Below are 13,725 nucleotides of genomic sequence, written 5' to 3'. Positions count from 1 at the left end.
GCGTGCTTCAATCGATGCTGGACATGGCACCTGCCTTCGTCCTGCCTGAGCGACGCGAGCGGTCTTATCCTCGATCGGTCAGGCGCCGACCACAGAAATACCCCACCAAGAAAAATGCCAGCCAGCGTTAACTGACTGGCATTAGGCTAATGCCCTGGGTTTATTTACTAATTGCCGGTGTCCTTGAAATTGTCTGGGCTTACTCGATGAAGCAATCCCAAGGCTTCAGCCGGTTAGTCCCATCATTTATTACCTTGATTACAATGGTGGGCAGCTTTTGGCTGCTGGCCGTTGCCATGCGAACCATACCCCTCGGCACCGCTTACACCATCTGGACTGGCATAGGTGCGGTCGGGGCTTTTCTCGTCGGGATTGCTTTATTGGGTGAGCCGGTCAACACAATGAGAATTGCCGCGGCGACATTAATTGCTTCAGGTCTGATATTGATGAAAGTCTCAAGTTCCTGAATCTCAGGCTTCTGATGAGGGGGTTTCTCGGTGAGAGTGAGTTTGCCATATAGCCATATAGAAGTTGCTGGCCTGTAAATTCACCGTTGATTCATAGGCGTGTGCTTTATTGGCAGCAGAGAAGGGGGTTGCGCCGCTGGTAACTAGGTGTCATGAAATTGACATCTTATGGCGTTATATATGGTATTTCATATGTATTCGGGAGCCATTCTCATGTCCAAGCAGCGCGTGCTCTTCCTGTGCAATGCCAATTCCGCCCGCTCGTTGATGGGAGAGGCACTTCTGCGCCATCTGGCCGGTGACCGTTTCGAGGCTTACAGCGCGGGCAGCGAACCCGATGAGCCCCAGGCATTAGCCCTGGCGGTGCTAGAACGGCAAGACATCTCCACCGCAGGCCTGGCCAGCAAGTCGCTGGACGACTTCGCCGGCGAACACTTCAACGCGGTGATCGTGTTGTGTGACAAGGCTCAGCAGACGTGCCGCGACTGGCAGGGCAGCAGTGATGAGCATCTGTACTGGGATATTCGCGACCCGCGCCTGATCAATCGCCAGAATGCCTATGAACAGGCGCTTGCCGAAATTCGCCGACGCTTGTCGCTGTGGCTGGCCATCAAAACGCGTGACGATATCCAGCGCTGACTGCTCCTCATCCACCCTCCGCTATTTTCGACTAGACTTGAGTCAAACTGCTGGTTCCTTTCAGGAGTGGCACAGTCGTCATCGTGCTTCTGATAGTCATGGTATCTGCCGGAGCTTTCACAAGTGGAATTCAAGGATTACTACCAGGTGCTCGGGGTGACGAAGACCGCGACGGCCGAGGAAATCAAGAAGGCTTACCGCAAGCTGGCGCGTAAGTTTCATCCCGATGTCAGCAAGGAGCCCGAAGCCGAACAGCGTATGCAAGAAGTCAATGAGGCCAAGGCGGTGCTGTCCGACCCGGAGAAGCGTCTCGCCTACGACCAGCTGGCTCAGCAATATCGATCAGGGCAGGATTTCCAGCCACCCCCTGACTGGGATGCGGGCTTTGAGTTCAGCGGTCGTGGGTTCGAGGAGGCCGATCTCGGTGAGTTCAGTGACTTCTTTGCCAACCTGTTTGGTCAAGGCGGCCGGGCTGGTCGAGGGGGCCAGGCTGGGCGAGGGGGCCGCGGCTATCAGATGCGTGGCGAGGATCGCCATGCCAAGATCAATATCGACTTGGCGGACGCCTTCCACGGCGCAGCCCGAGCAATCACCCTGCAAGTGCCACAGCTTGATGCCCAGGGCCGTGTGTTCTCTCGGGAACACACCCTCAGCGTACAGATACCCAAGGGCGTCAAGGAGGGCCAACATATTCGCCTTTTGGGCCAGGGCAGTCCTGGTGTCGGGGGTGGGCCGGCGGGTGATCTGTATCTGGAGATCCACTTCACGCCGGATTCGCGTTATCGGGTCGAGGGGCGGGATGTGTATCAAACGGTGCCGGTGACGCCTTGGGAGGCCGCTCTGGGGGCCAGCATCGAAACCCCGACCCCTTCGGGGGCGGTGAAGCTCAAGGTGCCTGCCGGGTCACAAACAGGTCGCCGATTGCGCCTGAAAGGGCGGGGTATCCCAGGGCCGGAGTCGGGTGATCTTTATGTGGAACTAGAGGTGGTGCTGCCCCCGGCCGATACCGACAAGGCACGCGAACTGTACAAGACCATGGCGCATGAACTCGCTTTCGACCCGCGCCAACGCAGGGGAGGTTAGGACATGGAGCAGCAGCGTATCATCAGAGGTGAACTTATCGACGAGGCGACCCTGACTCTTGAGGATCTGGCGCGCGCCTGCTCGGTGGAAATCGACTGGGTCATCGAGCGTATCGAGAGCGGCCTGCTGGCCGATGGTTCGCCCTATGTGGCGAGCTGGCGCTTCACCAGTCATGACCTGACCCGTGCCCGACGGCTGTGTCAGCTGGAACGTGATTTCGAGGCAGCGCCCGAACTCGCCGCCCTTGCGACTGACCTGATCGAGGAGAACCAGCGCCTGAGAGACCGGTTGCGGGCCGCTGGCATGGCGTGATATGCCAGCGGGCCGGGCGTCAGAGGGTTTCCAGTGCCAGGGCGATGCCCTGACCGCCGCCGATACACAGAGTAACGATGCCGCGGCGTTCGCCGTTGCGCTGCATGGCATGCAGCAGGCGGGTGGTCAGCACCGCCCCACTGGCGCCGATGGGATGGCCGTGGGCGATGGCGCCGCCCTCCACATTGACGATATCTTCCGGCAGGCCGAGTTCGCGCTGGCAGGCCAGGGCGATGGCGGCAAAGGCCTCGTTGATCTCCACCCGATCCAGATCGCCCACCGACCAGCCGGCGCGATCAAGTGCCTGCTTGACCGCCGGTACTGGGCCGATACCGAAGTAGCCAGGCTCCACGGCACCGATGCCGAAAGCCACCAGCCGAGCCATGGGGGCGAGGCCCTGCTTTTCGGCCCAGTCGCGTTCGGCGACGATCATCGCCGCAGCGCCGCTGTTGAGCCCGGGCGCGTTACCGGCAGTGATGGTGCCCTCCTTGCGGAAGGCGGGTTTCATCTTTCCAAGTGTCTCGAGGGTAATGTCGGGGCGATTGTGCTCGTCGCGGGCGAAGGTGGTGGTGCCCTTGCGGCTAGTGAGTTCCACACCGGCGATCTCGGCCTCGAAGTGGCCAGCTTCCTGGGCCTTGGAGAAGCGCTGCTGGGAGCGCAGCGCCCAGGCATCCTGATCCTCGCGGGAAATACTGTAGCGGCTGACTAGATCCTCGGTGTGCCAGCCGGAATGCTTGCCGCTGAAGGCGTCGTTGAGACCGTCAAGCAGCATACTATCGTGCATGGTCACGTCGCCCATGCGAGCACCCCAGCGACCCTGGGGAAGCACATAGGGGGCACGATCCATGTTCTCCATGCCGCCGGCCATCGTGCAATCGGCCATCCCGCTCCAGATCTCCATGGCGGCGCTGGCCACGGCCTGGGCCCCGGAGCCGCACACCCGGTTGACGGTCAACGCCGGTACTTCCACGGGAAGCCCGCCGCCGATGCCGGCCTGACGTCCTGAGTTCATGCGACAGCCCGCCTGAATCACGTGCCCCATCACCAGCGACTGCACCTTGTCGGCGGCGAGCCCAGAGCGTGAAAGGGTTTCCTGGATGACCCGTGCCCCTAGGTCGATGGCGGGGGTATCCTTGAGACTTCCGCCATAGGTACCGATGGCCGTGCGAACAGGATGGCAGATGATAACGTCGCGAGATGACATAAGTGCTCTCCTCTGATCGTGCAAACAGGCGGCCGGATCAGCCGCAGATAAAGACATTTCACCTATAGCACTGAGTTGGCACCGGGGCCATGGTAGGCATGAAACATTGGTATTTAGTTGCTGTTATGCCATCGCCTGGGGATCACTCTCACAGGGCAACGCCTCGGGTAGCCTAGCGTGGCCGGGCCAGTACCTGGGTCCAGTAGGAGGAGTACACAGAGTCCGGATCGTCGGCCTTGGCCATACCCATCTCGGTGAAGGTGTCATTCATGATATTACTGCAGTGCCCCGGGCTCTCCAGCCAGCCATCGACCACCGCTTCGATCGACATCTGCCCAGCAGCAATATTCTCGCCCACCGTTCGCCACACATAGCCTCTATTGCTGACTCGCTGTTGGATCCCCACCCCATCCGAACCGGTATGACTGAAATAATCGTTCTCGGCCATGTCCTTGGAGTGCGCCTCGGCAGCCGCTTCGAGCGTACAGTTCCACGTCAGCGCTTGCGTCGCCGTATAACGTTGGTCGCCGCATTGGCGGGCCTGACTGCGCGCCTCGTTAATCAGCGACAGCATCTTGCGCTTGCGCTCGGTCAGTTCGCAGTCGTTTTGGTTGGTGGAGTCACCCCTCGGTACCTCCTCAGTGGCCCATGACCCACTTGGAGCCATGAGCATCAACAGGCCAACCAGTGCCCAGACAGTGGGACGTCTCAGAATGAAGTCAGCCACCGAACTTTTCATTTTCGCCTAGGTTCGGGGTGGCGTCTTTCTTGACGTTGGCCTTGGCGATCTCATAAAGCTGGAACGTCTTGCTCTCCTTGGCCTTCCAGTGCTCACCCATCTGTACCTTGATTTCCAGTAACGCCACGTCTGGGTCGTCCTTGCCGTCGTGAAACCAGGCCGCGATGAAGGGATTCCAGTATTTCTCGATCAGTTCGCGGTCATCGGTCAGGTCGGCCTTGCCCGAGAGCGACACGTACACGCCTTCTTCCTGGTCGGAGAAGCTGAGACAGACGTCCTGATCGCCAGCGGTTTCAAAGACCTTCTCGGCACTGCGGCGGGTGAAGAACCACAGGGTGCCGTCGTACTCATCTTGAACCAAGTGCATCGGCCGGGCACGCGGCACACCGTTGTCCAGCGTAACCAGCATGCCGACTTTGATGTCCTTGATCATTTTCCAGATCTTCTGCTTGTGCTCAGGGCTGGACATAGCTTCTCTCTCCTGTTGAATAGGGGATGGCGGATGGAAAATGACGGTGCCAATGCATCGAACATGACTAGAATCAGCCTAGCCACCATTATCGACCTCGGCAAATCGAAGGGAGCGAGCATGCAACCACTGTTAAATGAAAACACGCAAGTGACGGAATCGGCATTGAGCGCCATTGCCCATATGCCCACCACCAGCCTGTCGGTGTTGATGAATGAGGCCTTCATTCGTCGCCTGAGCGATGCCAATTTCATGCGTGTCGCGGTGCTGCTGGCACATAAAAGTTATGACGAGGGCGGCTGCCCCATCGGGGCGGTGATTATCGACAACGCGACGCGGCGGATTGTCGGCAAGGGACATAACACCCTGGTGCAGGAGAGCCATCCCTATAATCATGGAGAGACCGCTGCCATGCGCGATGCGGGTCGTCTCGACTTCAGCCAGACGACGCTGTTCACTTCCTTGAGCCCCTGCGAGATCTGCGCCACGCTGCTGCATATGCGCGGCGTTTCACGCGTGGTGGTGGGCGATGTCACCAATGCCTCGGGCACGGAAGCGCTGCTGAGCGAGAAGGGCGTTCAGGTCGATATTCTGGAAGATGCCCAAGGCATTGAACTCTACGCGCGCTTCCGCGATGAAAAACCTGAGCTTGAGCGTGAGGACTGGAGGGGTGTGCGGTAGGTTACGAGACTAAGTTAGTTTACGAGATTAAGGTCACTTGATATTGGCACTGTCGATCCGCATCGGCTGACGAAAACTGAGCTGGTTGGGATGCACGCCATCCGGCAACGGATCAGGTTGTAGCAAGACGCCTGGATCTTCCCGTGTCAGTGAATTCGACACGGGAAGATCTCATCTTCAGTCTTCCCTAGTGCGTGGTCACCAGCATGACTACGCTGAGAGCAGCCGAGACCCACATGGCCGGCTTGATCTCCTCGATGCGCCCGGTGAAAAGTTTGATCAGCACGAAGCTGAGAAAGCCGAAGGCGATCCCCAGGGTGATCGAGTAGGTCAGCGGCATCAGGATGATGGCCAGGAACGCCGGGAAGGCCTGGTCGAACTTTGTCCACTCGATCTTGCTGATCGGCGCCAGCATGAACAGTCCCACCAGCACCAGCGCCGGCGCGGTGGCGATACTCGGTACCAGCGAAAGCAGCGGTGACAGGAACAGGAAGGGTAGAAACAGCAGGGCGATGGTCACCGCCACCAGGCCGGTCCGGCCGCCCTGGGCGACGCCGGCGCCGGATTCGATGAAGGTCTGGGCCGCGCTGGTACCCAAGGGAGCGGCAATCATCGAGGCGAAGGCATCGACGGTCATGGAGCGCTTCAGGTTGCGCGGGTTGCCATCCTTGTCCTTGAGGTCGGCCGACTCGGAGAGGGCCATGAAGCACGACAAGGCATCGAAGAAGTTGGTGAATAGCATCACGAAGATGAACGGCAAATAGGCAACCTTCAGCGCTCCCCAGATATCCACCTGCATCACCGCGCTGAAGTCGGGCCAGGCAGCCAGGCCGCTCCATTCCACCACCACGTCACCGCCCCACAGCCGGCCCATGGGCGATGCCAGCAGGGTGGTCAGGGCGATACCCAGGATCAGCGCACCGTTGAAACGCAGGATGACCAGGATCGCCGTCGCCATCATGCCGATGAAGAAGGTGACCATGCTGGCATCCATATTGCCCAGCGTCACCAGGGTGGCGTCGCTGCCGACGATGAAGCCCGCATTCTTGAAACCGATGAAGGTGATGAACAGGCCGATGCCGCAAGTGATCGCATAGCGCAGCGAGGGGGGAATGGCCTCGATGATTGCCTTGCGGACGTTGAACATGGCCAGGATGGCGAACAGCACCCCGGACCAGAACACGCAGCCCAGTGCCACTTCCCAGGAGAGCCCTGCGCCCTGTACCAGGGTATAGGTGAACAGGGCGTTCATGCCCATGCCCGGCGCGACCAGGATCGGGTTACGGGCATAGAGCCCCATGGCCAGGCTGCTCATGAAGCTGATCAGCACCGTGGCCGAGAGGGCGGCGGAGAAGGGGATGCCGGCATCGCTGAGAATCGCCGGGTTGACCACGATGATGTACATGGAGGCTAAAAAGGTGGCGATCCCGGCGAGGATTTCGGTGCGCAGTGACGAGCCGCGACGCGTCACGCCGAAATAGTGGTCCAGCCAGTTGGCAGGCCGGGTGGCCTGCCCATCGGACCGTGCGGTGCTCTTGTCGGCAAGGGAGGAAGAGTTCGGTTCCATATCGGTGATCCCATTGTTGTTGGAATGAGTTGAAAATTGGGTATCGAGCCAAGGGTATTTGCCATGCTGACCAAGTGGTCAGCAAAGGGTGGAGACAGACTAAACAACATTTGACCGCTTGGACAGGTGGCTGTGACCATTGTCGTAGACGACAGCGAATAGCTGAGAAGATAAGAGATGAGACCCAGGCAGTCAGTCCCGGGCGTGTTGACGCCGCCCGCCCGCCCAGGTTTCCAGTACGCTGCGGTCATCGCCCAGCATCATCAGCGCAAACAGACGCTCGCCAAGGGTGCGACAGCGCGCATGACGCCTTGACAGAAGCGGTGTGGCATCGAGGTCGAGCACCACGAAGTCGGCCTCCATTCCGGGTGCCAGACGGCCAATCTCGCTATCCAGCGACAAGGCACGCGCATTGCCCAGTGTCAGGCCGTACAGCCCTTGCCAGGCCGTCAGGGGCTGACCACGCAATTGCCCGACCTGGTAGGCGGCCTTGAGGGTCGCGAGTCCGGAAAGGTCGGTACCGCCACCGACGTCGCTGGCATAGGTCACGTTGAGTCCGGCGTCGCGTGCGGCGTGGCGGTCGAATAGGCCGCTGCCGAGGAACAGGTTGGAACTGGGGCAGAAGGCCAGGTTGGCGCCACGATCCGCCAGCCGACGGCGCATCTCCTGGTCGAGATGGATGCCGTGGGCGAAGGTGCTGCGTGGCCCCACTAGCCCGGACTGCTCGTAGACTTCTAGGTAGTCGCGGCTCTCCGGAAACAGCTTGGCAACCCAGTCCAGCTCCCCGGTGTTTTCGGACAGGTGGGTCTGCAGCCACAGGCTGGGGTCGTTGCGCAACAGCCCACCCGTCGCGTCGAGCTGTTCACGGGTCGAGGTGGGGGCAAAACGTGGCGTCAGGCTATAGCCAAGTCGCGCCTTGCCGTGCCAGTCGCTGATCAGCCGCTCGGCGTCGCGAATGCCGCCCTGGGTATCGTCGCAGAGCGCTTCCGGGGCGTGACGATTCATGTGTACCTTGCCGGCCAGCATGCGCAGGTCGCGCTTGCGGCTGGCAGTGAAGAAGGCATCCACGGAATCGGGGTGGCTGGAGCAGAACACCTGGGCGGTGGTGGTGCCGACCCGCAGCATTTCATCGAGAAAAACATCAGAGAGTGCCAGGGCATGATCGTACTGGGCGAAACGACACTCTTCGGGAAAGGTATAGTCGTTGAGCCAATCGAGCAGCTGGCGCCCGTAGGAGGCCATGATCTCGAGCTGGACGTAATGCACGTGGCTGTCGATGAAGCCGGGCATCAGCAGCTTGCCACGGTGGTCGATCACCTCGATGCCCGGGGGCAGGTCCGGTTCGAGTCGCGCATAGTCATCGATGGCGCGGATGCGGTCATCCTCGATCCACAGGGCACCGTCTTCAATATGGCGAACGCTGCCCTCGGCGGGGGTGTCGTCCTCGCCGGGGTCGGCATCGAAGCTCAGCAGTTCGGCGCGTATCAGGCGCGAGTTGTTGGTCGTCATGATGTCAGGGACTCTTCTGTTCTGGCAGTTGTCGGAGCTGTTCCGGCGGCAGGCCTTCGAGGAGGCGCTGTGAATCCTTCCTTGGACGCTACATTCTTCATCCCTGAAGAATGACCTCCTCTTCGGCCTGCCCCCAGCGCTCCTCAATGCATGCGCTTGGCTTGTCTACGCTGAAGGTTCGTCAAACAGGGCTCGCAGTTGGGCAGGTTCGAGGCCGCGCTGGTCGGGGCGTTCGGCATAGCCCACTAACGGCAGCAGCTCGGCCAGGGCGGCCAGCGCAATGGCATAGGGCGTCTTGTCGCCGCCTGTGCCACCACTTGCCATGCCGATGGGGCAGCGCACCCTGGCGAGTGCCGCTTCGTCATGGCCGGCATCGGTGAGCCGCGAGCGAAAGCTGGCCCATTTGCTATGTGATCCGATCAGGCCGATCGACGCCATGTCGTTACGGCGCAGCAGGGCATCCACGAGTTCGCGATCCTCGGCGTGATCGTGGGTCAACACCAGCGCGTGGCTGTTCACAGGCAAGGCGGCCACAGCGGCCTGCGGGTCGGCCGCGTGGCGACAGATCAAACGCGGCTGCGCCTCGGCCCAGTCGGGGAAGACGCCGTCGCGGCTGTCATACCACAGCACCTGCCAAGGCAGCGGGGCGGCCAGGCGGACCAGTTCGCTACCGACATGGCCGGCGCCGAAGACGGCCAGGGTCGCCGCACTGCCGGGGAAGATGTCCAGCAGCACGTTGACGAAGCCACCGCAGCATTGCCCGCTGCGCCCGCCCAGGGCGAATGCCTCGAGGCTCATGCCGAGCGCTCCTGACCCCAGCCGTTCGCGGGCCGTGTCGATCACCTGGAATTCGAAGGTGCCGCCGCCCAGGGTGTCGTGGACGGCGTCCGCCGTGATCACCATGCGAGCGCCGGGCTCCCGGGGCGTGGAGCCGGCGCTGGTCACCACCGTGGCCAGCGCATGGGGCAGGCCGTCCCGCTGCAGGCGGTGCAGGGCCTCATGCCAGCTTTCGGGGCGCTGGGCGTTCATCACTCGCCACCTTTTTCCAGCGGCCGCGTATTGTGCGGGGCATCGTGCTGGGAACCGTATTGGGCGCGCAGGGCCTCAGCCGCCATCAGCACGCGTTCCGGGGTGGCCGGCGTGTCGAGTCGCGGTGCCTCGGCGTAGTCGGCAAGGCTCGCCAGGGCGTCACGCAAGGCCGACCACACCGCCATGCCGAGCATGAAGGGCGGCTCCCCCACCGCCTTGGAACGATAGATGCTGGCCATGGAGTTGGGATGTCCCTCCAGCAGCTTGACGTTGAAAACCGGTGGCAGGTCGCCGTAGGTGGGAATCTTGTAGGTGGCCGGGCCGTCGGAGATCAGCCGTCCGGCCTCGTTCCACTTGAGTTCTTCGCTGGTCAGCCAGCCCATCCCCTGGATGAAGCCGCCCTCCACCTGGCCGATGTCGATGGCCGGGTTGAGCGAGTCGCCCACGTCGTGAAGGATATCGACCCGGTCGACCTGGTATTCGCCGCTGAGGGTATCCACGCTGACCTCCGCCACGGCGGCGCCGAAGGCGTAGTAATAGAAGGGACGCCCCTGGCCGACGTTGCGATCGTAGTGGATCAGCGGTGTGGCGTAGAAGCCCTTCTCCGAGAGCGAGATACGGTTGAGGTAGGCGGACTGGACCAGCTCGCCCCAGGGAATGCGGCGTTCGCCCTCGCCGTGGCCGGCAATCAGGTGTCCGGCTTCCAGGCGTATGTCTTCGCGGTCAAGCCCCTGATCCGGATAGAGGTGCTCATGGGCGAAGTCGAACAGCCGCTGCTTGAGCTTCATGCAGGCATCGCGGGCCGCCTGGCCGTTGAGGTCGGTGCCGCTGGAGGCGGCGGTGGGCGAGGTGTTGGGCACCTTGTCGGTGCGCGTGGCGGTGATCCGGACTTCCTCGGTATCAAGCCCCAGCTCACGGGCGGCCACCTGGCAGATCTTGGTATGCAGGCCCTGGCCCATTTCGGTGCCGCCGTGGTTGATCATCACGCTGCCGTCAGTATAGACGTGCAGCAGCGCGCCGGCCTGATTGAGATGCTTGGCGGTGAAGGAAATACCGAACTTCACCGGCGTCAGCGCCAGACCGCGCTTGACGATGGGGCTCTCGGCATTGAACTCGGTGACCGCGCGGCGGCGTTCCCAGTAGTCGCTACTGGTCTCGAGCTGGTCGACCAGCTCCTTGAGCAGGGCGATCTGGTCGACCTGCTGGCCGTAATGGGTCGTCTGGCGGTCGGGACGGTAGAAGTTGCGCTTGCGTACCGTCAGCGGGTCCTCGCCGATGCGCCGGGCGATGTCGTCCATGGCCGCCTCGATCACCATCATGCCCTGGGGGCCGCCGAAGCCGCGAAAGGCGGTATTGGATGCGGTATGGGTGCGGGCACGGTGGCCGGTCACGCGGGCATCGCCCAGGGAATAGGCGTTGTCGCTGTGGAACATGGCGCGATCGACGATGGCATCCGAGAGATCCGGCGAATAGCCGCAGTCGCCGATCAAGGTGATCTCGCCGCCCAGGATCACACCCTGGTCGTCGACGCCCAGCCGGTAGCGGTTATGGAATGGATGGCGCTTGCCGGTGGCGCGCATGTCGTCGGCGCGGGGCAGGCGTACCCGGGTGGTGCGGCCGGTGCGTCGGGCAATCAGCGCGGCGATGCAGGCCCAGGGCGAGGCCTGGGTTTCCTTGCCGCCGAAGCCACCGCCCATGCGGCGCACCTCCACGGTCACGGCGTGGAACGGGATGCCCAGTACTTCAGCCACCAGTTTCTGGGTCTCGCTGGGGTGCTGGTTGGAGGTAAAGATCACCACGCCCTCGTCCTCGGTGGGCTGCACCAGGCAGGCCTGGCCTTCCAGGTAGAAGTGCTCCTGGCCGCCGACAAACTGCTCGTCTTCTACGACCAGGGTGGCATCCTTCAGCGCCTGCTCCCAGTCACCGCTTTGCTGGACATGGCTGGGGCGCACGAATTCTTCTCGCTCGGCGGCGACGACCGGGTCCAGGCAGGCCGGCTGCTCGTCGATCTCCACGACTGCCGCCTGGATGGCTTCCCGCGCAGCGCGATGGTTCTCGGCCGCTACGGCGAAGATAACCTGGCCGACGTAGCTAATCTCATCCTCGACGAAGATGGGGTCGCCGGGGAAAACCGGGCCGATATCGGTGTGACCGGGCACATCATTTACTGTAATGACATCCACCACGCCGGGCATGGCGCGGACCTTGTCCAGGTCGAGGCGGGTCAGGCGACCGTGGGCAATCGGTGAGAGGCCCAAGGCCACCTGCAGGCAGTCGGCGGGGGCGCTCAAATCGTCGATGTAGGCCGCCCGCCCGGTGACATGCTTGACCGCGCTCTCATGGGCCTGGGAATGCGGGTGAGTGTTGGTATAAGGAAGGGTGTCGCGGGCCAGGGGGCCGTCGCCCTTGATGCGTCCATCGAGCTCGTGACGGGCAGCCGCCGAGTCGGCGCTGACGTCAGCGGTGGCTTCTTTGTTGGATGCTGGCACGGTTCCGGGCGCCTTAGAATTCGGCGCGGTTCCGGGCGCTGTAGAGAGCTTAGTGAGCGTACGCATGAAGCATCACCTCCCGAGGGCTGTCTGTGGCATCCTGCGCCTGGTTTTCAATAATAAGCACCAGGCGCAGGCGTTCGAGCAGGTTGGCAGCAGAAACCTGGCGATAGTGGGCGCTGCCACGCACATCCGACATGGGCTGGAAATCCTGGGACAGCGCCAGCCGTGCCGCCTGGAAGGCAGCCGCTGAGGGCGCCTTGCCCTCGAGCGCCGCTTCGGCCCGGGCCGCACGCTTGGGAATGGCGGCCATGCCGCCAAAGGCCAGGCGCACGTCGCGCAATACGCCATTATCCTCCAAGCGCCAGGCGAAGGCCCCGAGCACCGCGGAAATATCGTCCTCACGCCGTTTGGACAGCTTCCATACCTTGAGCGTTTCCCCCTCGACAGGGTAGGGCAGGAAGATGGCGTGGATCGCTTCACCCTGCTGCAGGGCTGTACGCTTGTAGTCGAGGAAGAAGTCGTCCAGCGGCAACTCGCGTTCACCCTTCGGGCCAACCAGGCGCAGGCGCGAGCCCAATGCCAGCAGTACCGGTGGGGTATCGCCGATGGGCGAGGCATTGGCCACGTTGCCGCCCAAGGTGCCGCGGTTGCGAATCTGGGAGGAGCCCAAGCGATGCAGCAGGTGGGCGAAGGCATCGAAGTGTTCCTCGAACAGCGGCTCGAGTCGGCTATAGGTTACGGCCGCGCCGATCCACCAGCCGCGACGGCCGTCTTCGAGGGTGGTCTCTTCGATCACGTTCAACTCGGCGACGCGGGTGACATCGATCAGCTGCTCGAAGCGTACCAGGCGTTGGGTGCTTTCCAGCCACAGGTCGGTGGCCCCGGCAACCAGCCGCGCCTCGGGGTGGCGCTCCAGGCACTCGATCAACTCGGCGAGGGTGGTGGGCTGGGCAAAGGGACTTTCACTCATGGCCGGTCCGGCTTTCGGCTCAGGGGCGGCGGCATCCATCCACAGCGGGCGATGCTCGGGGTGCTCGTCCATGGTTAACGCAGCGTCGCGGATTGGGCGGTAGCCGGTACAGCGGCAGAGATTGCCCCCCAAAGCAGCCTCAAGGCGCTGCGGCGTCAATGGTGCCAGCGCCTTGTCTTGTTCCTTGCGCTGCTGCTCGTGAAGGGTGAACAGCGACATGACGATGCCCGGGGTGCAGAAGCCGCACTGGCTGCCGTGGCATTCGACCATGGCGGCTTGGGCGGGGTGCAGCTTTTCACCGTCGGCGAGGCCATCCACGGTTACCAGGTGGCGTCCATGCAGCTGATGGGCAGGGGTGATGCAGGCATTGGCGCTGTGATAGCGCAGCTCGCCTTCGGCGCCGGTTTCACCAATGGCGACGGTGCAGGCGCCGCAGTCGCCAGAGGCGCAACCCTCCTTGGTACCCGTGGCACCGAGGGTTTCGCGCAGCAGTTCAAGCACGCTGGTTTCGGGTGTTGCCTCGCAATGGCGTGGCTGCCCGTTGAGCAGGAAGTCGATCATCGC

General features: G+C 62.4%; 14 protein-coding genes. 5 read left to right on the top strand and 9 right to left on the bottom strand.

The genetic code is table 11. From position 1 onward, the window contains the following. Positions 1 to 149 precede the first annotated feature (149 nt). From DU506_RS14570 to DU506_RS14555, 4 genes are all read left to right on the top strand, one after another. Positions 150 to 467: a DMT family transporter gene (locus tag DU506_RS14570; RefSeq protein WP_114487634.1), complete on the top strand. Its 318-nt coding sequence runs from the start codon at positions 150 to 152 to the stop codon at positions 465 to 467. 213 nt (positions 468 to 680) lie between these two features. Then, entirely contained in the window at positions 681 to 1,106 is a 426-nt protein-coding gene (locus tag DU506_RS14565) for an arsenate reductase ArsC (RefSeq protein WP_114487637.1), read from the top strand. Positions 1,107 to 1,229: 123 nt separating this feature from the next. Next, entirely contained in the window at positions 1,230 to 2,189 is a 960-nt protein-coding gene (locus tag DU506_RS14560; RefSeq protein WP_114487633.1) for a DnaJ C-terminal domain-containing protein, read from the top strand. A 3-nt stretch (positions 2,190 to 2,192) separates the two neighbouring features. Further along, positions 2,193 to 2,501, top strand: a complete 309-nt coding sequence (locus tag DU506_RS14555; RefSeq protein ID WP_114487632.1) for a chaperone modulator CbpM — start codon at positions 2,193 to 2,195, stop codon at positions 2,499 to 2,501. A gap of 19 nt (positions 2,502 to 2,520) precedes the next feature. Here DU506_RS14555 and DU506_RS14550 read toward each other — a convergent pair whose 3' ends face one another. The 3 genes from DU506_RS14550 to DU506_RS14540 all read right to left on the bottom strand — a co-directional run bounded on the left by DU506_RS14550 (position 2,521) and on the right by DU506_RS14540 (position 4,913). After that, positions 2,521 to 3,705, bottom strand: a complete 1,185-nt coding sequence (locus tag DU506_RS14550) for a thiolase family protein (RefSeq protein ID WP_114487631.1) — start codon at positions 3,703 to 3,705, stop codon at positions 2,521 to 2,523. A gap of 172 nt (positions 3,706 to 3,877) precedes the next feature. After that, positions 3,878 to 4,432, bottom strand: a complete 555-nt coding sequence (locus tag DU506_RS14545; protein WP_328587985.1) for a CAP domain-containing protein — start codon at positions 4,430 to 4,432, stop codon at positions 3,878 to 3,880. Beyond that, a complete protein-coding gene (locus DU506_RS14540) occupies positions 4,425 to 4,913 on the bottom strand; it encodes a pyridoxamine 5'-phosphate oxidase family protein (protein ID WP_114487629.1) in 489 nt (162 codons plus the stop codon). Before DU506_RS14540 ends, DU506_RS14545 begins: the two co-directional genes overlap by 8 nt. A 120-nt stretch (positions 4,914 to 5,033) precedes the next feature. Here DU506_RS14540 and DU506_RS14535 point away from each other — a divergent pair, with 120 nt between their 5' ends. Next, on the top strand, positions 5,034 to 5,594 hold the full coding sequence (locus DU506_RS14535) for a nucleoside deaminase (protein WP_114487636.1): 561 nt from the start codon (positions 5,034 to 5,036) through the stop codon (positions 5,592 to 5,594). Positions 5,595 to 5,627: 33 nt separating this feature from the next. Here DU506_RS14535 and DU506_RS22530 read toward each other — a convergent pair whose 3' ends face one another. From DU506_RS22530 to xdhA, 6 genes are all read right to left on the bottom strand, one after another. Beyond that, on the bottom strand, positions 5,628 to 5,756 hold the full coding sequence (locus DU506_RS22530; RefSeq protein ID WP_268877330.1) for a hypothetical protein: 129 nt from the start codon (positions 5,754 to 5,756) through the stop codon (positions 5,628 to 5,630). Between the two features lie 25 nt (positions 5,757 to 5,781). Next, positions 5,782 to 7,161 carry an NCS2 family permease gene (locus DU506_RS14530; protein ID WP_114487628.1) on the bottom strand — a complete coding sequence of 460 codons (1,380 nt, stop codon included), beginning with the start codon at positions 7,159 to 7,161 and terminating at the stop codon, positions 5,782 to 5,784. A 192-nt stretch (positions 7,162 to 7,353) separates the two neighbouring features. After that, positions 7,354 to 8,670 (bottom strand): guanine deaminase, encoded by a 1,317-nt coding sequence (gene guaD / locus DU506_RS14525; protein WP_114487627.1) that lies wholly within the window; start codon positions 8,668 to 8,670, stop codon positions 7,354 to 7,356. Positions 8,671 to 8,835: 165 nt separating this feature from the next. Continuing rightward, positions 8,836 to 9,699 (bottom strand): xanthine dehydrogenase accessory protein XdhC, encoded by an 864-nt coding sequence (xdhC, locus tag DU506_RS14520; RefSeq protein WP_114487626.1) that lies wholly within the window; start codon positions 9,697 to 9,699, stop codon positions 8,836 to 8,838. Further along, positions 9,699 to 12,254, bottom strand: a complete 2,556-nt coding sequence (gene xdhB / locus DU506_RS14515; protein ID WP_235825646.1) for a xanthine dehydrogenase molybdopterin binding subunit — start codon at positions 12,252 to 12,254, stop codon at positions 9,699 to 9,701. The genes xdhC and xdhB overlap by 1 nt, the downstream gene beginning before the upstream one ends. After that, a complete protein-coding gene (gene xdhA, locus DU506_RS14510; protein ID WP_114487624.1) occupies positions 12,238 to 13,722 on the bottom strand; it encodes a xanthine dehydrogenase small subunit in 1,485 nt (494 codons plus the stop codon). Before xdhA ends, xdhB begins: the two co-directional genes overlap by 17 nt. Between the last annotated feature and the right edge of the window lie 3 nt (positions 13,723 to 13,725).

Source organism: Vreelandella rituensis (assembly GCF_003336665.1).
GTDB lineage: Bacteria > Pseudomonadota > Gammaproteobacteria > Pseudomonadales > Halomonadaceae > Vreelandella > Vreelandella rituensis.
Note: the sequence above shows the minus strand (reverse complement) of the source record. Positions and strands in the feature narration are given on the sequence as shown.